Source organism: Flavobacterium cutihirudinis, assembly GCF_003385895.1.
GTDB lineage: Bacteria > Bacteroidota > Bacteroidia > Flavobacteriales > Flavobacteriaceae > Flavobacterium > Flavobacterium cutihirudinis.
Genome location: NZ_QRDQ01000011.1, coordinates 1 through 26,289, shown reverse-complemented (window position 1 = coordinate 26,289; position 26,289 = coordinate 1). Strand labels below are relative to the sequence as shown.

14 protein-coding genes are annotated in these 26,289 nt (G+C 35.9%); all 14 read right to left on the bottom strand.

Annotated elements, in window-relative coordinates:
• Nucleotides 1-6: 6 nt before the first annotated feature.
• Complete coding sequence (locus BD847_RS16585) at nt 7-993, bottom strand: cytochrome c oxidase subunit 3 (RefSeq protein ID WP_115889401.1); 987 nt, start codon at nt 991-993, stop codon at nt 7-9.
• Nucleotides 994-1,035: 42 nt separating this feature from the next.
• Nucleotides 1,036-1,620 (bottom strand): cytochrome c oxidase subunit 3, encoded by a 585-nt coding sequence (locus tag BD847_RS16580; protein WP_115889400.1) that lies wholly within the window; start codon nt 1,618-1,620, stop codon nt 1,036-1,038.
• A gap of 2 nt (nt 1,621-1,622) precedes the next feature.
• Nucleotides 1,623-2,525: a heme o synthase gene (gene cyoE, locus BD847_RS16575; protein ID WP_115889659.1), complete on the bottom strand. Its 903-nt coding sequence runs from the start codon at nt 2,523-2,525 to the stop codon at nt 1,623-1,625.
• A 157-nt stretch (nt 2,526-2,682) separates the two neighbouring features.
• A complete protein-coding gene (locus tag BD847_RS16570; protein WP_244201628.1) occupies nt 2,683-4,821 on the bottom strand; it encodes a gliding motility protein RemB in 2,139 nt (712 codons plus the stop codon).
• A complete protein-coding gene (gene deoC / locus BD847_RS16565) occupies nt 4,822-5,565 on the bottom strand; it encodes a deoxyribose-phosphate aldolase (protein WP_115889399.1) in 744 nt (247 codons plus the stop codon).
• A gap of 116 nt (nt 5,566-5,681) precedes the next feature.
• Nucleotides 5,682-6,065, bottom strand: a complete 384-nt coding sequence (locus tag BD847_RS16560) for a VanZ family protein (protein ID WP_115889398.1) — start codon at nt 6,063-6,065, stop codon at nt 5,682-5,684.
• Complete coding sequence (gene gcvH / locus BD847_RS16555; RefSeq protein WP_115889397.1) at nt 6,058-6,438, bottom strand: glycine cleavage system protein GcvH; 381 nt, start codon at nt 6,436-6,438, stop codon at nt 6,058-6,060. Before gcvH ends, BD847_RS16560 begins: the two co-directional genes overlap by 8 nt.
• A gap of 84 nt (nt 6,439-6,522) precedes the next feature.
• On the bottom strand, nt 6,523-13,776 hold the full coding sequence (sov, locus tag BD847_RS16550) for a T9SS outer membrane translocon Sov/SprA (protein WP_115889396.1): 7,254 nt from the start codon (nt 13,774-13,776) through the stop codon (nt 6,523-6,525).
• A gap of 25 nt (nt 13,777-13,801) precedes the next feature.
• A complete protein-coding gene (ruvA, locus tag BD847_RS16545; protein WP_115889395.1) occupies nt 13,802-14,383 on the bottom strand; it encodes a Holliday junction branch migration protein RuvA in 582 nt (193 codons plus the stop codon).
• 67 nt (nt 14,384-14,450) lie between these two features.
• Nucleotides 14,451-16,742, bottom strand: coding sequence for an NADP-dependent malic enzyme (locus BD847_RS16540; protein ID WP_115889394.1), 2,292 nt, complete (start codon nt 16,740-16,742; stop codon nt 14,451-14,453).
• Between the two features lie 158 nt (nt 16,743-16,900).
• The gene (locus BD847_RS16535) at nt 16,901-17,326 is read right to left on the bottom strand and encodes a CBS domain-containing protein (RefSeq protein WP_115889393.1); all 426 of its coding nucleotides are present in this window, start codon (nt 17,324-17,326) and stop codon (nt 16,901-16,903) included.
• Nucleotides 17,327-17,575: 249 nt separating this feature from the next.
• The gene (locus tag BD847_RS16530) at nt 17,576-19,579 is read right to left on the bottom strand and encodes an OmpA family protein (protein ID WP_115889392.1); all 2,004 of its coding nucleotides are present in this window, start codon (nt 19,577-19,579) and stop codon (nt 17,576-17,578) included.
• A 12-nt stretch (nt 19,580-19,591) separates the two neighbouring features.
• Nucleotides 19,592-20,503 carry a PorP/SprF family type IX secretion system membrane protein gene (locus BD847_RS16525; RefSeq protein ID WP_115889391.1) on the bottom strand — a complete coding sequence of 304 codons (912 nt, stop codon included), beginning with the start codon at nt 20,501-20,503 and terminating at the stop codon, nt 19,592-19,594.
• Nucleotides 20,504-20,550: 47 nt separating this feature from the next.
• Nucleotides 20,551-26,289 (bottom strand): T9SS type B sorting domain-containing protein (locus BD847_RS16520; RefSeq protein ID WP_115889390.1); only part of this gene is annotated, 5,739 nt, incomplete at its 5' end.

Below are 26,289 nucleotides of genomic sequence, written 5' to 3'. Positions count from 1 at the left end.
CTAAAATTAAACTAAGTAGAAAACTGTAAATACAAATACCCAAACTAAATCTACAAAGTGCCAGTATAAACCAACTTTCTCTACCATTTCGTAGCTTCTTCTTTTTTCGTAAGTTCCTAATAATACATTAAAGAAGATAATGATATTAATGATAACTCCAGAAAATACGTGGAATCCGTGGAATCCTGTAATGAAGAAAAAGAAATCAGCAAACAATTTGTTACCGTACTCGTTTCTAATAAGGTTTGCACCTTCTACTACATATTTTGCATCAGCAAGACGAGCCGCAGACTCTTCTCTTGACAAAATTGTTTTCTTTTTTTCTTTAGTAAGATGCTCCGTTCTGATCAATAAATCCGGACGAGCTTCAAAACCTGCCTGAATTTCAGCAACTGTATATGTTGGCTGCGTTTCAGCATCCTGCATAAACCAAGTTGAATGGCTTCTTGTTAAAGCTTCTCTTTGTCCTGGTAACTTTACAGCGAACTCAGCAAGAGCAACTCTTTTACCATCTTTATCAACAAACTGCAATAAGCTTCCACCTTTAGTTTCAATTGCACCATATTCTCCTTTAATGAAGTTTTTCCATTCCCAAGCCTGAGAACCAACGAAAATCAAACCTCCAATAATAGTTAAAAACATATAAATTGCAACTTTAGTCTTTTTTAATTGATGACCCGCATCAACAGCCAAAACCATAGTTACAGATGAGAAAATCAAAATAAAAGTCATTAAGGCTACATAATACATTGGAGCCGCAACACCATGCATAAAAGGGAAGTGAGTAAACACTTCGTCAGCCAATGGCCATGTTTCAATAAATTTAAATCTAGAAAAACCATAGGCTCCTAGAAATCCAGAGAATGTCAAGGCATCTGATACGATAAAAAACCACATCATCATTTTACCATAACTTGCTCCTAATGGCTGGATATCATCGCCGCCTCCCCAAGTTTTTTCGTCGTTGTTTGCAGTAGTAACTGTCGCTCCCATAAAAGATATTCGTTAAAAAGTTCCCAAATTTACGTTTTTTTCTTATTTAAAGAAATATAAAAATAAAAATAATAATACCCATAATAAATCCAAAAAGTGCCAATACATCGCACCTAGTTCTATACCAAGAGTTTGAGTCGGATTGTATTTTTGTTTAAAATGATTATAAATTACAATTAAAAGTGAAATTAGCCCGCCAGCCACGTGCAATAAGTGCATAAGTGCGATTACATAAAGAAAAGTTGTAGTAATTGAACTACCTTGTCCGGTCATATAATAACCGCTATCTATAATCTGACCAAAACCTACAAACTGCAAAATTACAAACAGGATTCCAAGCCCTAATGTAACCAAAAGAAAAGATGTCGTTGCGCTTCTATTTCCTTTTTCAATTGCTTTTTTTGCCAAATAAAACGCAACACTGCATCCTATAATAACTGCAGTACTGTAAAAAAATGCAATTGGTATTTGAAAATTACTCAACCAGTCGGCTCTTGATTTACTAACTACAAACGCGCTTGTTAATCCGGCAAACATCATGGTCATACTCACCATTGCGAATAACAAAATCAACTTAGCCGATTTTGATTTTCTTACTTGTTCATCACTTGTTATTGTCATTTCCATAACTATCTTAAAAATTTATCTACTATAAATACAATTTGCAGCAGTGATATATACGAAACACTTACCAACATTAAGGTTCTAGCTGATTTAGCAGTTCGAAGCTGATACAGTTTCACCGCATAAAACAACATCCACAGTCCCAATAAAAACACCAAAACGGCAGCAATAGGCGAGATAAACAGTTGGCCTGTATATCCTAAAGCCGGCAATAATGACGCAACAATAAGCCAGACCGTATATAAAATAATCTGCAAAGCTGTTCCTTTATCTTTTTTTCCTGTTGGAAGCATAAAGATTCCAGCCTTTTCATAATCCTCATACAAAAACCAGCCGATTGCCCAGAAATGAGGAAATTGCCAGAAAAACTGAATCAGAAACAATGTTCCTGCTTCTATACCGAACTCTCCCGTAGCGGCAACCCAACCCAACATAAATGGGATTGCACCAGGAAAAGCACCTACAAAAACAGATAAAGAAGTTACTGTTTTAAGTGGTGTATAAATACTTGTATATAAAAAAATTGAAATCGCAGCAAACATTGCCGACTTGGGATTAATTGTATAAAGCAAACTAATTCCCAGAATAGTCAGTAAACTTGCAACTATTAAAGCTGTTTTTGGAGACATACGTCCCGATGGAACGGGGCGATTCTTAGTTCGATCCATTAAAGAATCAATATCTTTTTCTATTACCTGATTAAATGCATTTGAAGCCCCAACCATGCAATAACCTCCAATAGACAAAACCAACAAAACACTCCATTTGAAAGGATGTTCATCATTTACACCTAATAAGTAACCCGCAATTGAAGAAAACAACACACTAATTGCTAAACCTGCCTTAGTGATCTCTTTAAAATCGAGAAATATTGATTTGGGTGAAATTGTATTTTTTGTAGCGTTCAAACCGTTATTGTTTGTGTATTTTTTTTGAGTGCTGCAAATGTACAAATTAGATTGTAGAATTTAGGACTATAAAAATAGATTTTTTTCAATAAAACCTTTACAAAATAAGGACTTGCAAATCTTTAACACAATATTTCGAAAAATCTTATTAAAAATCCTAGTAATCGAAATACCAATTAAAAATATCCGAACGCAATCCAATCGAAAACCAAGAAGTACTTTGCTTAAAAGTAGCCTCGGTATTTTGATTCGGGTCGAAATTTCTGTAAATAAAACTTCCAAACAACTTCAAATTTGTGATTGGATTGATCAAATAGCCCCCCTGAATATCTGTTATAAAAACACTGGTTTTATTTCCTTGTCCAATCCTGACATTTTTATCATAAGGACGTTTTAAGTCATAATCCTTATATATATCACCTCCATAATTAAAACCATCTTCAGTTGTATTAAAATCAAGCCCTCTTGTTCCTGTTGTCAGTTTAGCATCTGCAAAAAGACGGCCTTTATGATAACGGGCAATTAAAATTATCTCTTTAAAATTTCCTCCCCATTGATGCCCTACACTCTGATTATTATGTCCATAATTTGTAATTACCTCACTATGTGCATAAACATATGGACGAACTTGATTGTATTCTAATTGCAGCAAAAGGTTTTTCACATCAAAAGCATTGAAATATTTCGCTCCCATTTGAAAACCAAATTTATTCTTCCAGCTTTTTTCTCCAGCTTGTACATCCGAAATTGAAAATTCATCAATTAAAAATTGAGTGTATAAATTCACACTATTATTCCATTTATATTTTCCTGTAAAACCGAGCAAAGCATTTCCACTTTTTGAAGAAGATCCAAATTCTACGGCACGATAAAATATAATAGGGTTCACAAAATTCGCATCAAATCCTCTATTGTTTGAGTCTGTCCAGACAACCGATTCAAAGAAACCTAAATTTAATCTATTCGAAACATTCCAACTCAAATAATGATTAGCCATGAATTTTGTCGCATATGTACGCTCTGCAGTAACTTCAGGACGCACATCTTTCAGCCACATATAGGTATTTGTATATTTAATTTTCCAAAAAGTCGTATTGATTTTAAAATAAGGATATGGGCTGGCTCCATCACTTTCAAGTAAGGAACGATATCCATCTCCTATAAAATTCCTTCCATAGCCCAACTGAAAATCAAAAAATTTGCTTGGCGTAAAAGTTATGTTTGCTTCTGCCATCGGAAAATCGTACGCATCTGATTTAAATCCTTTCGCAATTCCAATTCCAGGAATAATTGCCGGATTCCCTCCCGAAGGCTTCAACGTTTCGGCGAAATCATTATAATAACCAGCAAATCTACCCTGACTTTCAAAAACTGTAGTAGTAAAATTAATTTGTTTTCCTAAACCACCTCTAAAATTCAAAGCACGCGTATTCACGAAAGTATAAGTTCCATCAAGATCTGAGGCTTTACCTAGCTGCAAATCCAATATCGGATTTAAAGCAAGCCAATAATCTTCGCCTTGTATTTGAACCAAATTTTCATTCCACAACTTTCTACCCAACCAGGTTGAAACATTTTTCTGAAGCGATTCATTAACCGCTTTTAGATTATAATATTTTGAAACCTCAGCATAAGTAAAAGGTTTTGAAGCTGTGTGATTATTACTTCCGACCTGATTCATTGCGCCATCAAACTGAGCGTAATAACTATGTGAAAAAGGAATATTTAAATGACTTTCGAACTCAGGATTATGGTATTTTTTATAAACAATACTATCCAGTTCTGTCATTGGTTTTTCAACTTCTTTCAAAATTTCAGCTGCCGCTAAAGCTTCTGCTGCAAGCTGCTCCGAACTTTTTAAAGGAATATCAATAGAAATTGTGTATTTTGAATATGTTGGTTTACCGTTATAAGTTGATGGAACTATTTTAGGAAATTTACCAAAAACACGTTTTGCTTCAGTAGACAATTCATCGTTTGCAGCATTTACATATATCACTTTGAAAACACCTTCAGCATCTACTTCAAAAAGCACTTTCACCTGACCTTTGTAGTTAGTTTGGTTTGTAGGAATTTGAAAATTTTGAAAAACAAAATCCTGAACCTCTTTATAAAAACAATTTTCTAATTTTTTACCATCCAGGTTTTCACAATTTGGAAAAACCGGAAATTTCTCGCTGGTAAATCCAGACTTAACAGAAGATGTATTGTTTTCCTGCGCGAAGACAGTTAATGAGATTAAAATAAAAACAAAAGATAAAACCCTTTTATTTATTACGTAAGTTCTGCTTTTCATTTAATATTGATTTGCGGTATTTTCTCCATTTGCAATCGCTTTTGCAGCCGAAGTTCCAATTCGTTTCACCCCTAAACGAATCATTTCTATTGCATCCTCATACGAACGAACTCCGCCCGCAGCCTTAACAGGCAAAGGAGATGCATTTTCTAACATTATAATTATTGACGGAATTGTGGCGCCATTTGGCAAATCATTTTCAGTCTTAAAAAAACCTGTTGATGATTTTACAAAAACGTTCGCATAATCCTCTTCTTTAAAATTTGATATAACGACATTTTTTATCAATGCCGACAGCTGAATAATTTCTTTATCGCTCAAGGCAGCCACTTCAATAATCCATTTTACTGTTTTATTATGCGCTAATCCTATTTCTGTACAAATTAAAATTTCTTTTTTTAAGAGTGCGAGATCTCCATTTTTAAAAGCATTATAATTACAAACAAAATCCAGATCGTCTGCCCCATTTTTTATTGCCTCGTTGGCCTCTTTAATTTTCTCTTCCAAGTCTGATTTCCCTTCCGGAAAATCGATCACAGTTCCAACAAGCAGTTGCGACTGAGCCTGCAAAATCATCTCCTTAGCCATTGCAACATATTCAGGTCTAATCATAACAAGCTTAAAACCTTCTGCAATAGCTTCGTCAATTGCTGCAATAACAATATTACGATTATCCGCTTCGGAAATTCCCGCTTGCGAAGCCGTCTTTAGATAAGTAGAATCGAGATATTGCTTTACATTCATAATTTTAAAAATGTTTAAAATCAGGACAAAAATACATTTTAAATTCAGAAAAAAACATTCTTTTAAAACTTGATTTCTGAGCAATAAAAAACCCACCGAAGTGGGTAATTATATTCTTATATTTTATCGATTTGTTTCCTCATGGCTATCGCTGCAAAAATTGCAACGGTCGCTCCAAGTGCATTTGCTAAAACATCTGACACATCCGAAGCTCGTGTCTTAGTAAATATGCCTTGCAGAATTTCTATTGTTATTCCAAAAAAAACAGAAAATATAAATGAAATTAAATATGCTTTAAAATCATCTGCCGTTTTTCCTTTAAGTTCTTTTTTGAAAAACAGAATCCATGAAATTGTAAATCCAAAATGAAAACAAAAGTGTACAATCTTATCTATACTTGGAAAATTTACCTGAGGAATATTCCCTGAATCTGTAAGACAAAAATAGGAAATAATGCCTGAGCATATAATCGCCCAAAGTAATAGCAGTTGTTTAGGCACCTATAAGATTTTTGTATGCTTCGTCAGATAATAAAGAATCGATTTCTGATGCATCAGCAATTTTTATTTTAATCATCCAACCTGCTCCGTAAGGATCAGAGTTTACAGTTTCAGGTGCACTTTCCAAACTGTCATTGAAAGCAATAATTTCTCCAGTTAATGGCAAAAATAAATCTGATACTGTTTTTACAGCCTCAACAGTTCCAAAAACTTCATCTTTATCAAGTGTCTGATCTAAAGTTTCTACCTCAACATACACAATATCACCTAATTCTTTTTGTGCGAAATGTGTAATTCCAACAGTTGCAACGTCTCCTTCGATGCTAACCCATTCATGATCTTTTGTGTACTTTAAATTTGCTGGTATGCTCATAATTGTGTGTTTGAAATTGATAATTTAATAATTTAATGGCAAATGTAATAATCTTCTAATAAAATTTGGTTTACAAATTCAAATTTAATTTCCAAAATTATATCGAAGTGTGAATCCAGATCTAATATTAGTCAGAGGAAACGATGTTGATATTACCGCCTTAGAAAACGAATGATCATAATAGAATATTGCAGTCAGGTTTTTACTAAATGCATAATCTGCCGTAAGCTTCAATGTCCATATATTCTGACCTGCAGCTAATTGATTGTTATCATAATCTAAATAACGTACCAAAGTTTCATTATTTCTATATGAAAAATCAGCTTTAATATTTATGTCGCTTTTTATAATTCCGGTTGGACTATCTGCCAATCTCGATGAGAATATTACATCTTTAAAACGATATCCTAAACCAACCACGTATTCGATACCTTTAACTTCCGTCAATAAATTATTATCAAAACTCATTGACAAAGCGCGGTCTTTTTTGATTTCCGTAAGCAAACGCAATGAACTTTTCAACTCAAAATCCACACGAACCAAAGGGCTGAATTGTTCTACCAAATTGACATTCGACATGATTGTCTTATTATAGAAATTTGTATTCACGTCTTGTCCGCCAGGGTTTTCATTATAATCAAAATTAGAGCGGAATTGATTTATAGTATACGAAGCTCTATAATTGTGCTGTAACGAAAAACGTCTGAATCTGTCTTTGAAATATTTGTATCGCATTAACCCGTTGTACTTCACTGTCCAGTTTGGAATAGGAAAACTTCTAAAAATATCAGTTGAACTACTAGAAGCATTGCTTCCTGTATATGCAGACATAAACGCCGGCAATAAAACTGCCTGATTACTTTTGCTGTAACCTATAGGATAACCATCATTTGACTTTATTTGATTTCTTTGCGTATTATTAGGGTTTGCTAAATCATCCAAAGGTGCAGAAGGATCTTCTGCAGGAAGTGTTGATGCATCATATCTAGGAATAACAGCTCCGGCGCCATAATGATCTTCAGCCAGTCGATTTGCTATGATTAAACGATTATTTCTGAAATCATCAAAAGCAGGCGATTCTGTAGCCGTGCTGGTTGAAAACGATGTTTTTATTAAAACCGTTGAAATAGAAAACATTCCATATGTATACGGTGATAAAGCCTGATAGGGTTCTACTTTCGTAAAATCAACACTATATTGTTCTGATGAATTTTCAGAATAGGCACGATCCATCGCTAAATCGATCTTCAAATCTGGAAGTAAATCGATAGCGGCCGTAATTTTTAAGATGTCGTTTGTTACTTGGGTAAAATTTTGATTGAAATCAGGATAATTAGTCAACCAGCCATTCTTTGCTGCTTCATATCGCACATCGTCCTGACTTCCAAAAACGAAACCTAAAGTAGGTTTAGATGTCCCCAAGAAACCTACTCCAGGTGTATAACCCGGTAAAACCGTTCCGTTATTTTTAGTATAATTAACCTTAATATCTTTCACACTTGTTAAGATGCCAATCATTCCGTCATAGAATGGACTACTATTTACAACAGGTCGAGCTGTATTAACAACTTTTTCACCTGGCTTAGGCGGTGCTGTCACTTTAGGTTTTCCTGCATTTTTTGCACCTGGCGTCAACCCTAAATATTTATAAAGCATATTCATATTTAATGTTGCCGTAACTACATTTGAATTGGCATTTTGAATTGTGTTACCTAAATTATATTCAATACCATTCTCAACATATTGCGAATTAGCAGTAGAAGCACGAAGCCAGCTGTAATCTGCTATGTATGAATATGTCGCCTTTACAAAACCTAAAAGTGGTATTTTATTGATAGGAATATCCCAATTTAATTCCAACTTCTGAACATGTTGATTTGGAGTTCCCATATCCCAGTAATCGTCCCAAATATTAAAATCCTGCTTAGGTGTATTATCATCATTCATATAGTTTTTAACTATATTATTTGATGCGGCAGTGTAATTTATTTTTACTGATTTAGTCAAATTATATCCAAAACCATACTGATAATTAAACGCAAAATTTCGTCTATAAAGGGGATCCAGCCCAAGTCCTTCAACCTCAACAAGCCTATATTGCTGACGATTGCTCTGTCTTAAGATATTAGTATTAAATGTAATATTAGAAGGCAAGTAATTAAAGTTAATATCACTTAACATTTTCCAATACTCACTTTTCTTCATGAATTTAGTTTGCTTGAAAGGCACCACTTCCTTCGGTTGAAAAGTATACGCATAATTCACTGCTGTATTCGACTGTTCGTCTTTATAATCTGCCACTTCATAATCATGGCGATCAACCTGATTGAATGATTGTGAAAGAGTGAAGTTTTCTACATCATAAACATGTGGTTTTTGTTCAGGAGCCCTATCTTTTCTAACTCCGATAAAGTTGATACTTTTTCTTTTTGTATAATCAATTGCACGCGTTCTGATGTTCTCCTTCTCATTAGGATCAGTTGTTTCTCTTAATAACTGATCTAATTTTATATCCTGATTAAAGGGATCATATTCCGGTGTAATAACTTCTTCACCAATAGCATAATTAAAAGGCAAATTGATTCCCCATTTAGGCGGCAATAGCTTACCTAAATTCAAATTAGTGACAATATTATATTGCTGAATATCTTCACGATCTCTTTCATTGGCGCCTTGCTCCAAAGAACCAAATCCAATTGTACTTTTTCTTCCCGTTGCAGAAACAGTTGCAAAATCGGCCATGTTGGTATCAACATTCAATAATGCCGCCATCCCGCCTTTGTTGTCCATATCAGACATACGAAGCTCATTGAACCAAACTTCACCTTTGATATCCTTATGATCGGCCCGGCTTTTTACACCGACCATTAAATTTCGAACCAAACCAAAATTCGGGTTACCTTTAATACCCAATCTTAATTTACTATCACCGTCACCTCCGCTTGATATCAAATCAGGATCATCATCAGGATAATACACTCCGTTGACATCTCTTTTAGGCGAGTTAATATCTAAAGGCATTCCCTTAATTTTCATTCGAGTCAGTAATTCTAGAGCCAAATCAATATTATTCTCATCTTTCCAAACCTGATCTGCACTGATATTACATGGTCCGCCAGCTACTGTTACTTTTAATGGGATTTCGACTTGATAATAGTTTTGTGTAAAATCATTACCAAAACGTATAAAACCAACCATTTCATCATCTTCTAAACGAGCTTCATCCGGCAAAGATTCGGCGTGTAAAAACATTTTCAGTTTTTTGTACTGACGCATATCCACGCTTACATTTTTAAAAACTGCTCTTGCATTCTGATATTGCAAACCAACACCGCCAATTCGAACAGCCAATGACTGCTCATTTTGATTGATTATAGTATTATTATTATATAATTGTTCTCTTTGAACTCCCGGAGGCATCACATAATTTACAGGACATTTTGTACTATTTTCCTGAATATTAACAGCGGCTACATCAAACTCTACACCGTCTTTTTTCGGATCAGGATATCTCGCGTCCAAACTACCATCATATCTTCTCCACTCTCCACGAACTAAATCTAAAGCTCCAAAACGAACCGTCATCTGATCATTAAAACCAGTCATAAACATTCGCATAAAACGAATAGATCTAAAATCTGTAATATTTCCGATTGTATTTTTAGGCTGTGAAACCGGAATCTTAAACTGAATCCATCTTGCTTTTGTAGTACCGCCATTTGGTAATTCAATATCACCTAGATCTTCAGGCTCACGTATGTCAGTAACAAAATTTTCACCTACCTTCATGTTTGGCTTAATATCAATACTATATTCATAATAAGCATTGATTGTGCTCATGGTATTATCACGGTTGATATCTTCAACATCAGGTAAAGTAGTAGAACCCCTGTTTGGATCATCAACACTTACTGCCGAGTTGTTTTCTGTGCCATTATATCTTTTATAACGATCTAAAACTCCTCCTTCAACATTTAAAAAATATTTATAATTATCCGCTGCAGGATCTTCTTCACCTGCATAATTGTTATAAACCGAGCCTTCTTTAGCATCTGGCAAACCATCTAAACCAACATCTTGGTTTTTACGATTATCCGGATTGGTATCAAAAGCATATATTAAAGATTGTGACGCCGGTACATCTCCCCAAATTGGCCTCGGGTTAACCATTACCTGATCAGGCCCTAATCCGTTTTCATATTGTTTTCTTCCGTCCTTTAAAACATCTTCAGAGATTTCTCCTAAGTTGAAATAGATTTTCCCCACGTTACTCGCAGACGCTTCAGCATTTCCTACATAAGGATCAAGTACCCAAAATTGAATATATTCTACATTTCCCTGTTCGAAATTCGTTGAATTTAAAGCACGCATAATTCCACCGAAATTACCAGATGGTGCTGACGAATTAAAACCTGGGTTATTATTATACGGCCCTCTGTCTGATGGAAAATAAGTTAAATCAAGTGTATTAACCACCTGAATTTGTCCTTGCGCAATATCTGTATTAGGATATAATTCTCTACTATAAATCCTTCTTGTTGTATTTAATGACAAATCATCATTTGAAATTCCCGAAGGTTTTGAGGAGTAAAAAATCGGATCAATAGTATACCAAGCCAATTTTGCTCTTTTATAACCATATCGTAAATCATCATAATTTGCATTAAAAGTAGGATCTCCATCTGCCGTTATAAATGGAGTTGAAGATAAACTCCATGCATATGCTGATCGCATATCAATTGTTGTTTGAGTACCTTCGAAATCATCTATATAAATAGTTGCCTCTCCTTCAAAATCACTTGCTTTTGGTGCGTCCGGTTTCAGGAATGCAATTTCACCACGAACAGAAAGATTAGACGGTACATCAGTATCTATGTTTGGCAATTTGTTTACCAATCTAGTGAAGAATGGCACCTCCGTCGCATAATTCCCATTAAAACCGAAAATGGTATTATTTACAGATTCCTGCCCGTAGCTGGACTTTTGAGTAAAAGGCTTTTCACTCATTTTTAAATAAGTACCACCAACGACAAACTTATCCGAAATTTTATGCTCTACATTAAAACCAATAAATCTTCTGGTTTGTTGTCCAAAAATTGAATTGTTTTCTAAAGAAACTTCAATAGGTGTATTTGAAGCCTGAAGTGAAGGATCTAAAATTTGCACCCTTCCTAATTGATAATCGACGCTATAATCAATTCCCTCAACTAATCTTCTTCCTGCCGCCATTACAACAACAGATCCTTGTGGTACATTGAAAGCTCCAATTGGGATACCACTGCTTCCTGATGATTTGTATTTTCCTCTCAGTAAAAATTTATTCTTATCACTGTCCTGTAAAGCAAAAGCTTGTGTATTTCGATACATATTTCTAAATACATACTTCTGCTGATTCGCGTTGTAAGTGGTTGGATCATTATAATTCTCAGTAGAATTGGTATTCTTCAACTTTCTGAATATAAGTTCTCCAAAAGGCTCTTTAGTTGTAAAGATGATACGTCCGTTTGACACATCAACAGTAATTCCCGGAAGATAATCGAAGAAACCATCTCCTCCTGTTTGAGGATCATTATTATAGTTCAAACGATCCAGATTAAACACGTTTAATAATGGAGTCTGATCTACTTTGTTTTCCGGCAAAGGATTTGCTGGAAAAGTACTTCCCAAAACCGGTGTAATATAATTTATAGGAGAAGGATCTGTATAAAGAATATTCATTCTGAAATCGTCCTGTTTGATTTGATAAGCCTGAGGAATTTGATAAATGTTCTTCATCATCAGGTTCCAAACCGGATTTTTGACATTTGTCAAATTGCTTTTCAACATTTTCAAAATCAAACTTTGAGAAATAATGGCCTGATTAGAGCTATTATTTCCTGTAACGATTGTAGCATCTAGTCCATCACTTCCAAATTCACCGACCTGATAAATTTTACCTCCTTCAGTATATTCATATGCAACAGCCAAAATTTCGTCATTTGCTAAACGTTGTTGCAAAGAGATATATCCTAACTGCGGATTAAATGTAAATTCGTTTGCTGTTAATTTTCTGGCATTTTCTAAAATCGAATAATCCGTTCCTTCACTAACATTTGTATTATTAAATCCAGATTTTGCTGTTACAATCTCTCTAATATTCGAATTTAAAAACGATCCTGCCTTGCCAATTGCAACCGGATCATAAGCATTGTTCTCATTATCTGACGGTGAGTCAATAGCTTTTTTAAAAAAATTTGTCGTCGAACTAATAACTACAACTTCATTATCGGGAACACCGCTAAGTTGCCCTTCACCTAAATCCTGAAGTGCTACTACATTTCGGAGATTATTACTGGTTGTACTAACTCTATTCTGCTTATTGGTAACCCAAACCTCTACTCTGGTTACTTGTACACGACTTTTAATTACGGGATAACCTTCAAGGGAACCATCGTATTTGTCTCTAAAATATTGGGATAAGAAAAAGTGTCGGTCATTATCGTAATCTAACGCATACAAATCGAAGTTCTGAACTGTACCACCTCCTTCGGCTACAACTTGCTTCGTTTGTGATTTTTGTTCAGAAAAAACACCCGTCACAGTAGTCTTTCCAAATTGCAATTGCGTTTTTACCCCAAACAAACTTTGTGCTCCACGAATCAAAGTACTATTTAAAGGCATACTAACATTACCTACTTCAACTTTCTGAATAATATCGTCCTCTGAAGGTGTGTAAGCTAATTTGAATAAGTTCTGGAAAGCGAATGTAGACTGCGTATCATAATTAGCATTCACCTCTAATCGGGTACCGACTTTCCCCATTAAACTCATACTGATTCGCTGATCAAAATCAAAAGTCAGACTTGATCTGTTTCGGGGCGAAAAAGAAGGATTGTCTTGTTTAGTATACCTTAAACCAAGGTCCATTTCAACAGAACCTGTTGGTTTTACGTCGATTGTATTACTTCCAAAAATACTTTCGAAAAAACTGGAATTGATATAATATCGGGGAAGTAAATTCTTTTTTGCAGCTTCACTGCCTGCTTTTCTGCCGTCTATGGCATCTGCTTTCTTTCTAAAATAATCTCTTCTTGATTCTTTCAGAACCAAGTCTTCATATTCTTTTGGCGTTAAAATAATTGGATAATTAATGGAGAGCCCATCAACAGAATTGGTGTAAATATAACGATCTGTAATAGGGTCATATTTGTAAGCCGATAGTATGCTTGGAGGATCTTCCAACTCCACTTTTCCTGTAGAAAACTGAGTTTTAGTTGTATCTTGAATTGCCGGATTTACTTGCGAATGCAAAACATTACCGCAAAATAAAACCAGTAAAAAAATACAAATTTTACGCATACAATTGGTTTATTTTAGTTTGGTTTTACAAGCTTTTTAATGCTTTTTTTATGATTGTTTCTGCAGTAGCTTCGGGATCTTCTTTTACGATCTTTTCTACTACTTTTTCTGAAGCTTTACGAACAAATCCTAAAACTTCCAAAGCAGATAACGCTTCATCTCTATTTGTATTGTTTTGAACAACTGAAACTTCATCCAAATCGTACAACTTTAACACTTTTTCCTTCAAATCAAGTATAACTCGTTGCGCTGTTTTACTTCCAATTCCTTTAATTGACTGAATAACTCCTACATCTCCAGACGCAATAGCGTTTATAATTTGCTTTGGCTCAATTGAAGACAACATTGTTCTTGCAATATTGGCGCCTATACCAGAAACAGACAATAACATTCTGAATATTTCGCGTTCTGATTTTTCAGCAAAACCAAATAAAGTATGCGCATCTTCTTTAATTTGAAGATGCGTATACAATTTTATAAAATCAGCATTAGGAATCAACGAAAAGGTATGCAAAGAAATATTTACATGATAACCCACTCCGCCACAATCAATTACAACTTCTGTGGGATTTTTTTCTACCAATTTCCCTTGCAAATGTGCTATCATAAATATAATTTATAGTACCAAATATAAGTAAAAATAAGAAAATTTTGATTTCTGTTTACTATAAGGGCTATTGGACTAATTTATTTTTCTTAATTTCTTTTTCCTGAGCATCAATAACTGCAATTGCAGCCATGTTGACCATCTCTTCTACACTTGCTCCTAACTGGAAAATATGTACAGGTTTGTTAAGTCCCATCATAATTGGACCAATTGAACCAGCTTTATTCAATTCCTTCAATAACTTATAAGTTATGTTTGCAGACTCTAAGTTAGGGAAAACCAGTGTATTTACCTTTTTACCTGCTAATTTAGAGAAAGGGAATTTTTCTTTAAGCATTTCTGAATTTAATGCGAAATCTGCCTGAATTTCTCCATCCACAATTAATTCAGGATGATTTTTATGTAGATAAGCAACTGCTTCTCTTACTTTTGATGCATTTTGATGTGTCGATGATCCAAAGTTTGAATACGAAACCATTGCAATAACTGGCTCAATACCAAACATTTTAGCTGTTTTAGCTGTCATCAATGCAATATTAACTAAATCTTGAGCAGACGGATTAATATTAATTGCTGTATCAGACAAAAACATTGGACCACGTGTAGTAAGCATCATGTTTGCAGTTGCAACAAGTGACGCTCCTGGTGCTTTTTCCACTATCTGTAACATTGGTTTTACCACACTTGGATAGCTTCTTGAATGTCCTGTAACAACAGCATCTGCTTCACCTTCATTCACCATCATAGCTGCGAAATAATTTCTTTCGCGCATAAATTTCTGAGCATCAAGTAATGAAACACCTCTACGCTCTCTTGATTCCCAATAAGAATTTGCAAATCGGTTTCTTCTTTCTTCTTCCTCTTTCATTTTAGGATCGATGATTTCAAGTTCAGCATCAAAGCCTAATTCTGCTTTCAATTCTAAAATGATCTCTCTATTTCCTAATAAAATTGGCACTCCAATACCGTCTTCGTGAACGATTTGTGCTGCTTTTAAAACGTTCAAATGATCTGCTTCAGCAAAAACAACGCGTTTTGGATCCAGTTTCGCACGGTTTGTAATTAAACGTACCATTTTATTATCGTTGCCCATACGGTCAAGAAGCTTTTCTTCGTAAGCTGCCCAGTCTGTAATAGGATTTTTTGCAACTCCAGAATCCATAGCTGCTTTTGCAACTGCCGGTGCTACCACTGTAATCAAACGAGGGTCAAATGGTTTTGGAATGATATATTCCTGACCAAATCCTAATTTCATTGCTCCGTAAGCAACGTTTACTTGCTCTGGAACCGGTTCTTTTGCTAAAATAGCTAAAGCCTTAACAGCTGCCATTTTCATCGCCTCATTAATCTTTGTAGCTCTTACATCAAGTGCTCCTCTAAAAATATATGGAAAACCAAGAACGTTATTTACCTGATTAGGAAAATCTGAACGTCCTGTAGCCATTATAACATCTTTTCTTGTTTCTACAGCTAAATTGTAATCGATCTCCGGATTTGGATTTGCCATTGCAAAAACAATCGGGCTGTCTTTCATTGTCAATAACATTTCAGGTGTCAAAATATCTCCTGAAGATAGTCCGATGAAAACGTCAGCACCTTTTACCGCATCTGCTAAAGGAATCTGAGCTCCGTTGATAGCATATTTTAACTGTAATTCTGAAAGTGAAGGATTGTCTTTTGTTAAAAGTCCTTTACTGTTATACATTAAAATGTTTTCAACTTTTACACCTAATGAAACATATAAATCAGTACAAGCGATTGCAGCAGATCCTGCTCCCGAAACGACCATTTTTACATCTTCAGCTTTTTTTCCTGCCAATTCAAGTGCATTAATTAAAGCTGCCGAAGAAATAATTGCTGTTCCGTGCTGATCGTCGTGCATTACCGGAATATCTAACTCTTCAACCAGTCTTCTTTCTATTTCGAAAGATTCAGGTGCTTTGATATCTTCAAGGTTAATACCTCCAAAAGTTGGAGCAATGTTTTTAACCGTTTGAATAAACTCTTCTACGTTTTTTGTATCAACTTCAATATCAAAAACGTCAATGTCAGAGAATATTTTAAATAATAACCCTTTTCCTTCCATTACAGGTTTACCTGCTTCGGGACCAATATCTCCAAGTCCTAAAACAGCTGTACCGTTTGAAATTACGGCTACTAAATTTCCTTTTGCTGTATATTTATAAACGTCTTCAACGTTTTCTGCAATTGCTAAACAAGGCTCAGCAACGCCCGGCGAATAAGCCAGTGACAAGTCTCTTTGGGTTGCATATTTTTTTGTTGGAACTACCTGAATTTTTCCTGGAGTTGGCTCTGCGTGGTATAGCAATGCTTCTCTTTTTTTACTCTCTTTGTTCATTTTTTTAGCTTTTATTCTAGCTTACAAAGATATAAGTCTTACTTTAAAATGGGACGTTTTTACTGCTTTCTTTTGTTAAAATAACGGTTTGACAGACCTAAAAAAAAATAGTCCTCAATAATTGGGACTATTTTGTTGCTGTCTTTAATACATTTCTACTATTGTGAAATATAAGAATTCAAATGATTTATAGTATCTTTTTGTATTTCAATAATTGCTTTTACCACGTCGCTGATTGAAATAATCCCGACTACAATGCCATCTTCTAAAACAGGCAAATGTCGAATTCTTTTCGTGCTCATCAGCTCCATGCAATCTTCTATATTATTTGAAAGGTTTATAGAAAAAACATTGCTTTCCATAATTTCATGTACAAAAGTTTCTTTTGACGATTTATCTTTTAAAACAATTTTTCGAGCATAATCTCTCTCAGATAATATTCCTTTTAAATCGGTTCCATCAATAATTAGAATTGCCCCAATATTTTTTTCTCCCATTACCTTCAACGCTTCATATACTGTTGTAGTCGAAAGTACGGAATAAACATTTTTTCCTTTTGCATTTAGTATTTGATTTACAGTCATATCCGAAAAATTTTAGATTTATAAAGTTAAAAAAAAATAGACACAATTTACAGTAAATCTTCTTTTTTAAAATCACAAATACCTCATTTTAAACAAAATACACTAAATTTTAAATTTTTAAAACTATCCTCTAAGGAAAGAAAACTTTTGAAACGCTTTTTTATGAAAAAACAGATTTTTTAACTTTCTAAAAAACAAAACCCTTTTCAAATTACTTGAAAAGGGTTTCTATTATTTTTGAGTTTATTTTTACATACTTACAATTATAAACTCACTTCGTCTATTTTGCTGATGTTCTTTCTCTGTACATTTTACGCCATCTGCACATTTATTGACCAATTTAGTTTCTCCGTATCCTTTGGCTGTCAATCTACTTTCGGCAATACCTTTGCTAACAAGCCATTCTTTTGTAGACTGTGCTCTTTTATCAGATAAAATCTGATTGCTTTCCGCTGATGAACGACTATCAGTATGTGATCGAATATCCAGCTTTAATGTTGGATACTGATTTAAGGCATCTACCAACTTTTGTAAATCCGGCTCTGATGTTTTTTTGATTGTGGCTTTACCCAAATCAAAAAAGTTCATCGGAATATTTAATAGTTTGGCTAAATCTGTTCCAACTTTTATCGCTCCTACTTTTACTGGTTTTACTACTGCTGCTTTAGTCACGGCAACCGATTTGGTTTCCATTGGCTTAAAAATCTTTTGCAACAAAATTGTTAAAGCTGTATCTCCAGACTCTCTTTTTATGACTACAGCAACGTCTTTTTTATTGTAATCGGTTTTTGAAATTCTGATCGAATATTTTTTACCGCAAATAACTTTCGGAAACAAAAAACTTCCTTTTTCATCTGAAACTATATCCTGGATTGTATTGAAGTCTTCATCAAGTAAAATTAAAGAAGCGTTTGCTATGATTTCATTTGATTCTGAATCATTGACTGTACCTTTTAGATCCTGCTCACATATTAATTTTTTGGTTTCAGTAAATCGATAAATATCATCTAAACCATGTGCATTTTCACGATCTGAAGAGAAAAAACCATTTCTGTTTCTGCTATCAATTGTAAAGGCAAAATCATCATGTTTACTATTGATTGGGTATCCGACGTTTTGAATTTCATCAAACCCTCCTTTTTCATTTATTTTTGCCACATATACGTCCAGACCTCCCAATCCCGGGCGTCCGTCAGATGAAAAGTACATTTCGTTATCTCCTGAAACAAATGGAAATGTTTCCTTGCCTTCTGTATTAATATCCAAGCCTAAATTTTCCGGAGTTCCAAAACTTCCGTCTGTATTTATAGTGACTTTATATAAATCCGATTGCCCGTAAGAACCTGGCATATCTGATGCGAAATATAATGTTTTCTCATCAACACTCAATGCAGGATGTGCTGTACTGTATTGATTACTATTAAATGGTAATTCTTTTATGTTTTCCCATTCTCCATTAATTAATTCTGCCTTGTATAATTTAAGAAGTGTTACTTTTTTATCATTTTCACCTCTTTTTCCATCTGTAAAATTGTTTCTGGTAAAGTACATCGTACGTCCATCTTTCGTAAAAATTGGACTGGACTCATTGAATTTTGCATTATCATTTTTACGAAAAAGTCTTAATTTTCCAATACTTCCGTCAGGCATTAATTCTGCAGTATACAATTTAGAAAATGATTTATTGGTCCACTTAAAATGTGATTTATAAATCCCTCCCGTATCTCTTGCTGAAGTAAAAACAAGTTTATTGTCGTAAACGGTACCGCCATAATCTGAAAAAGCAGAATTGACTCCGGCATCTGCGATTTCAAATCGTCCGGAATTATATTTTATATCCGATAAATAATTTTTCTCTTTTCTAATTAAAGCAGCTCTGTTTTGTGAAGTTTCCTTTTTATTAAATATATCTAAAACCTGATCGGCTTTGTTATAATTTCCTAAGGATTTTAAACATTGAGCATATCTGTATAAATATTCAGATTCCTGGTTTTTATTTATTGCAAAAAGATGATCGTATTGTTTTAGAGCGTTTCTTAAATCACCCGTAAAATAATAGGAATTACCAAGTCGCTGGATGATCTCTTCATTTATGGTGTCTTTTTTAATTACGCTTTTGTAGGCTATAATAGCATCTGCGTAAGCATAATCTTCGTACTTTTTATGGGCTTGATTTATCTGTTTTGTTTGGGCGGTTATTTTAAAAATGAAGAAAAATAATAAAACAGTAAAACTTAATTTTTTAATTGTCATGATGGCATTTAATTAGAAGAATCTTGGGGATATCATTTTGTTATAATTGTTAAAAAACTCGAAGCGAAGAAAAACTTCATGAGATCCTGAATTATATCTTCTTAATTGAGTTGTTTCGTGATCATATCCATAACCTACATATAATCCTTCTGAAATCTGAAAACCTGCCATTGCACTCACAGAAGCGCTCCAGCGATAAGCCAGACCAAGAGTAAGTTTATCATAAAACATAAAGTTTCCGGATACATCTACCTGCAATGGTGCTCCCTGAACCATTTTAGTCAATAAGGCCGGTTTGAATTTTATATATTCTAATTTATCAAGATTAAAGACGTAACCCGCCATTAAATAGTAGTTTATCTTATCTTTAAAAATAGCAGTATCATTATCATCATAACGATTTGTTTCGATAAAATTTGGAATAGAGAAACCTAAATAGGCTTTGTCTGAATGCCAATAAACTCCCGCGCCAATATTGGGTGTAAACTTGTTACTTAAATCCTGAAACTGCGGATCTTCCTGATCTTCAAAACTTAATTTTGAAACATCAACATTAAAAAGATTTCCTGTAGCCTTGATACCAAAAGAAAGTTTAGCTGAAGCTGAAGTTTGTATGCTATAAGACAAATCTGCAGACAATGTATTCTCATTTGTTGGTCCGATTTTATCATTTACCAATGAAACCCCTAATCCCAGATTACTATCGTTTAAAGGTGTATTTACCGAAAAAGTACTCGTTTTTGGCGCACCGTCAAGACCTATCCACTGTGTACGATACAAACCAAACACACTTAATACTCCACGAGAACCAGCATATGCAGGGTTTATCGCAATTGTATTATACATGTATTGTGTATATTGAGCATCCTGCTGCGCTGAACATACAATTGAAAAAAACATCAAAACTAAAGTTAATTTTTTCATTTATTAAGCTTTAAAAACGGTCTAGCCGAAGCTAAACCGTTGTCATTTTATTTATTAAGATATAAGTAACCTGAAGATTCATGCTGATTTGAATCGCTGTCTTTATATTTTAGGATATAGAAATAAGTTCCCACTGGAAGTCCGTCTGTTTGTTTTACAGTAACACGTCCTTCAGATCTTCCAACAAAAACTCTGTCTTCGTTGTTGTAACCTTCAGTATCAAAAACAAGAACACCCCAACGATTATAAATTTCGACCGTATTATTTGGGTAACATTCAATTCCCTGAATATAGAATCTTGCATTTTTTGCATCTCCGTTTGGAGAGAAAGCATTAAACACTTTAATCTCGCAACCTTTTAATTCTATTACAGTTGGTTTATCACCATCTACCCCTGAATCATCGGACATATCTTCTACGTCTACTCCTCTAGCACTGCTACCTTTTACACTTGCCTGATTTGTTACCAGACCAAGATTTATATCGCTTTGCTTAATCGTATAATGAGCAACAAAATTACTACTGTTCGATTCATTTACTTCTAAATCGATAGGTGCTCCAGAAACTACAACTCCTGGTAAAGGATCACTAATTGTTACTCCTTTTAAAGGTACATTTCCGGTATTTGTAACTGTAAAACTGTATGTAATTGTTTCACCTGCATTTGCAGCTCTATTCTTGTTTTCATCATTGAAGACAGCTGTTTTGACAATTGCAATAGCCGGAACTTCAACAAATACTTTTAATATCGCAGTTGTACAATTGTCCGGATTTGATTTTTGACAAATCTGATAAACCAAAGTATAACTTGCGCCAGGTGTATTTGGTTTTACATTCACTGTTCCGTTTGAATTAAATTCGAAATATGGACTTTGCGGGATATTTTTAATTATAATATCATCCGGGTTAATAGGAAGTCCACCTAGCGAATCATTATCTAAAACATTGATAAACTCAATCATTCCATTAATACCATCAACAGAAATCTCTTCATCGTCCTTGGCTATTAGTGGTGTAGGTACTGGTGGTTCAGGATCAACTGAATTTACCACAGTAATTGTTACAACTGCCTGACTGCAGTTTGAAGAACCAGGACCATCACAAATTTGATACGTTAACTTATATTCTCCCGATGGAGTTCCCGTTTTCACGTCAACAGATCCATCCGCATTTAAGATCAAATTAGGATTAGAAACAATTGTACTTAAAACAATGTTTGCAGGAATTATAGCTGTTCCATTGTATTTATCATTATTAAAGATATTCAATGAAGTACTCGTATTCTTTTTCGCATCGATTGGTCCTGCGCTATCATCATTTGCTTCAATAACAAATGTTGGTCTTGCGTTACACTGCGGAGTTGCTGGTGGATAGCTTACTGCATAATTTACCGTTGGGTTTAATGAGAATTCTACCGTAACACCAGTTCTTGTATTTTCAAATCCATCAGCACCTTCAATCCACTGATTATTTACAAGTAACCAACCTGGCCAATCAACTCCAACTCCATTACTATCTACGATAGCCCCTGGCCATAAAAGATCTCCGCTTAATGGTAAATCCGTTTGAGTTGCTACAACATTGTTTGCACTATCGATCCATCTTACAGTTAACAAGTTGTTCGGTGTAAAGTTATCAGCTGTTACGTTGTAAGATACATACGGAACATTGTTCGAGCAGTAACTATTTGCTGTCACAGTCATTTTTGGCGCTGTTACAGTAACTTTTACAATATTCGATTTACAGTTTGATTGATTTAATATCTCACAAATAGTGTATGTTAATTCGTAATCTCCTGCCGGTGTATTAGGTGCAAGAGTTACACTTCCATCAGGATTCAATGTTAAATGTCCTGTAGGATCTTCTTTCAAAACATCGAGTTTTACATCTGATGGATTCAGCGGAAGTCCATTTTTAGTGTCATTTGTGAAAACATTAATTACATTCTGTGGAATATTTATTCCAACAGCAGAAGTAACAATATCTTCATTAGCCACAAGGTCACCTTCAGTCACTTTTATTACTGTAATAACCGAGTCGCAATTCAATGGATTACTTCCTATTTCGCAAATCGTATATTCTACATTATAATCTCCTTTTGGTGTTCCAGGGCTTACTGTTATTGTTCCATCAGCATTCAGAGTTATTCCTGTTGGTAAAGTGCCTATAATATTTATAGAAACTTCTCCAGGATTAGTTCCAATTTTTACTGGATTTCCATTTAATGTATCATTTGTTGTCAATGATATCGTTGTTCCTCCAGTATTACCATTTACCGGAAGTATTGTATCTACTAAAGCAACTATTGGTCGCTTAACTTCAACAATTGCTTCTGCTGTATCACAGTTTGTTGGAGTAACTCCCGCTTCGCATAACTGGTATGTGATTTTATAAATACCAGAAACTGTGTTTGGTGCTAGTGTTAGAACTCCATTTGCATCAATACTCAAAGGTCCCGTTGTAATTGGTGTTACATCCGTATTGGTTCCTGTAACTGCAACATTATTTAATGTATCATTTGCTGTAACGTTTCCTACAGTAATTGCAACCGAAGAATCCGGTACCTGAACACTATAAGTTGTATCATCATTGGCAACCAAAACATTGGCAACTTTAACTGTAGCCGTTGCTGTTTGGCAGTTTGCAGGACTAGCTGCATCCTCACAGATTTCGTATGTGATGCTGTAAGTTCCGCCAGGTGTATTGCCCGCAAGGGTGATTTTTCCATCTGCATCAACACTTAGTGGTCCTGTTGTTTTTGGAGTCACATTGGTGTTGGCTGTCGTTACCTGAGATCCGTTCAGCTCGTCGTTCGAAGTAACATCCCCGATTACTACTGCTGTTGATCCTGTTGGCTGTGTGCCGAAATCATCTGCGTTGGCAACCAAAACATTGGCAACCTTAACCGTTGATGTTGCTGTTTGGCAGTTTGCAGGACTAGCTGCATCCTCACAGATTTCATATGTGATGCTGTAGGTTCCGCCAGGCGTATTGCCCGCAAGGGTGATTTTTCCGTCTGCGTCAACACTTAGTGGTCCTGTTGTTTTTGGAGTCACATTGGTGTTTGCTGGCGTTACCGGCGATCCGTTCAGCTCGTCGTTCGAAGTAACATCTCCGATTACAACCGCTGTTGAGCCTGTTGGCTGTGTGCCGAAATCATCTGCTTTAGCCACTAAAACATTGGCAACTTTTACCGTTGCTGTAGCTGTTTGGCAGTTCGCTGGACTAGCTGCGTCTTCACAGATTTCATATGTGATGCTGTAGGTTCCGCCAGGTGTATTCCCTGCAAGGGTGATTTTTCCGTCTGCATCAACACTTATTGGTCCTGTTGTTTTTGGGGTCACATTGGTGTTTGTTGTCGTTACCGGCGATCCGTTCAGCTCGTCGTTCGAAGTAACATCCCCGATTACTACCGCTGTTGATCCTGTTGGCTGTGTGCCGAAATCATCTGCGTTGGCAACCAAAACATTGGCAACTTTAACTGTAGCCGTTGCTGTTTGGCAGTTTGCAGGACTAGCTGCATCCTCACAGATTTCGTATGTGATGCTGTAGGTTCCGCCAGGCGTATTGCCCGCAAGGGTGATTTTTCCATCTGCATCAACACTCAATGGTCCTGTTGTTTTTGGGGTCACATTAGTATTGGTTGTCGTTACCGGCGATCCGTTCAGCTCGTCGTTCGAAGTTACATCTCCGATAACAACCGCTGTTGAGCCTGTTGGCTGTGTGCCGAAATCATCTGCGTTGGCAACCAAAACATTGGCAACCTTAACCGTTGATGTTGCTGTTTGGCAGTTTGCTGGGTTAGCTGCATCCTCACAGATTTCATATGTGATGCTGTACGTTCCTCCAGGCGTATTACCCGCAAGGGTGATTTTTCCATCTGCATCAACACTTAGTGGTCCTGTTGTTTTTGGGGTCACATTGGTATTGGTTGTCGTTACCGGCAATCCGTTCAGTTCGTCGTTCGAAGTTACATCCCCGATTACTACCGCTGTTGATCCTGTTGGCTGTGTGCCGAAATCATCTGCTTTGGCAACCAAAACATTGGCAACCTTAACCGTTGATGTTGCTGTTTGGCAGTTTGCAGGATTTGCTGCATCCTCACAGATTTCATATGTGATGCTGTAGGTTCCACTTGGTGTATTCCCTGCAAGGGTGATTTTTCCGTCTGCATCAACACTCAATGGTCCTGTTGTTTTTGGGGTCACATTGGTGTTGGCTGTCGTTACTGGCGATCCGTTCAGCTCGTCGTTCGAAGTTACATCCCCGATTACAACCGCTGTTGATCCTGTTGGCTGTGTGCCGAAGTCATCTGCTTTGGCAACCAAAACATTGGCAACTTTAACCGTTGCGGTAGCTGTTTTGCAGTTTGCTGGGTTAGCTGCATCTTCACAGATATCATACGTAATACTGTAAGTTCCTCCAGGTGTATTCCCCGCAAGGGTGATTTTTCCATCTGCATCAACACTCAATGGTCCTGTTGTTTTTGGAGTCACATTGGTGTTGGCTGTCGTTACCGGCGATCCGTTCAGCTCGTCGTTCGAAGTTACATCTCCGATAACAACCGCTGTTGATCCTGTTGGCTGTGTGCCGAAATCATCATTTTTGGCAACCAAAACATTGGCAACTTTTACTGTTGCTTTAGCTGTTTGGCAGTTCGCTGGATTTGCTGCGTCTTCACAGATTTCATATGTGATGCTGTAGGTTCCGCCAGGCGTATTGCCCGCAAGGGTGATTTTTCCATCTGCATCAACACTCAATGGTCCTGTTGTTTTTGGGGTCACATTAGTATTGGTTGTCGTTACCGGCGATCCGTTCAGCTCGTCGTTCGAAGTTACATCCCCGATTACTACCGCTGTTGAGCCTGTTGGCTGTGTGCCGAAATCATCATTTTTGGCAACCAAAACATTGGCAACTTTAACCGTTGCGGTAGCTGTATCACAGTTTACTGAAGCTGAACCTTCTTCGCAAATTTGATAGATAATAGAATATGTTCCAGAAGCAGTATTAGCCGCCAAAGTCAAAATTCCATCTCCATCAACACTCAATGGACCTGTTGTTTTTGGCGTTACATTCGTGTTTGAGGTTGTAACTGCCAGTCCGTTCAGTTTGTCATTTGAAGTTACATCTCCTAAGCTTAATGGCGTTGCTCCCGAAATTTTGGTTCCGAAATCATCTGCATTAGCACAGATCTTAGAATCAATAACAACAGTCAAAATGCCAGATGTACAATTATTTAAAGTTGCTGTTACATTATAAGTTCCGACTGGCGCAGTCACAATTCCAGTTAATGCATCAATAGTAGCACCCGCAGGCGTAATATTGTAAGTATATGAATTATTAAAATTTGATATTGTGAAACTTCCCGTATTGACACTACATGTTAATTGATTTACTGCAGCGATTGTCGGAACCGCAGGAGTTGCCAACTTCGCTGCATTGCTGAATGAAGCTGAAGCAACCGAAGTACAATCCGTATTTCCTGCCGTCACCGTATATGGGGTGCCAAGGGCCATTCCGCTGATAAGTCCTGAAGTATCCACGCTTGGTCCTGTCGGATCAAATGTATAGGTCAATCCTGAAACATAGTTCGATATTGTTGAGAAACCGTCAGCCGAACATGTAGGCGCTGTTGAAGCGATTGTCGGAACCGCAGGGGTTGCCAACTTCGCCGCATTGCTGAACGATGCCGAAGATGCAGAAGTACAATCCGTATTTCCTGCCGTTACCGTATATGGGGTGCCAAGGGCCATTCCGCTGATAAGTCCTGAGGCTGCAACACTCGG

Excerpts from the sequence above, each read along its gene's own strand:
- deoC (WP_115889399.1), bottom strand. The coding sequence starts at position 5,565 with ATGAATGTAAAGCAATATCTCGATTCTACTTATCTAAAGACGGCTTCG.
- BD847_RS16540 (WP_115889394.1), bottom strand. The coding sequence starts at position 16,742 with ATGAACAAAGAGAGTAAAAAAAGAGAAGCATTGCTATACCACGCAGAG.
- gcvH (WP_115889397.1), bottom strand. The coding sequence starts at position 6,438 with ATGAGCATACCAGCAAATTTAAAGTACACAAAAGATCATGAATGGGTT.
- sov (WP_115889396.1), bottom strand. The coding sequence starts at position 13,776 with ATGCGTAAAATTTGTATTTTTTTACTGGTTTTATTTTGCGGTAATGTT.
- BD847_RS16570 (WP_244201628.1), bottom strand. The coding sequence starts at position 4,821 with ATGAAAAGCAGAACTTACGTAATAAATAAAAGGGTTTTATCTTTTGTT.
- BD847_RS16535 (WP_115889393.1), bottom strand. The coding sequence starts at position 17,326 with ATGACTGTAAATCAAATACTAAATGCAAAAGGAAAAAATGTTTATTCC.
- BD847_RS16585 (WP_115889401.1), bottom strand. The coding sequence starts at position 993 with ATGGGAGCGACAGTTACTACTGCAAACAACGACGAAAAAACTTGGGGA.
- BD847_RS16530 (WP_115889392.1), bottom strand. The coding sequence starts at position 19,579 with ATGACAATTAAAAAATTAAGTTTTACTGTTTTATTATTTTTCTTCATT.
- ruvA (WP_115889395.1), bottom strand. The coding sequence starts at position 14,383 with ATGATAGCACATTTGCAAGGGAAATTGGTAGAAAAAAATCCCACAGAA.
- BD847_RS16525 (WP_115889391.1), bottom strand. The coding sequence starts at position 20,503 with ATGAAAAAATTAACTTTAGTTTTGATGTTTTTTTCAATTGTATGTTCA.
- BD847_RS16580 (WP_115889400.1), bottom strand. The coding sequence starts at position 1,620 with ATGGAAATGACAATAACAAGTGATGAACAAGTAAGAAAATCAAAATCG.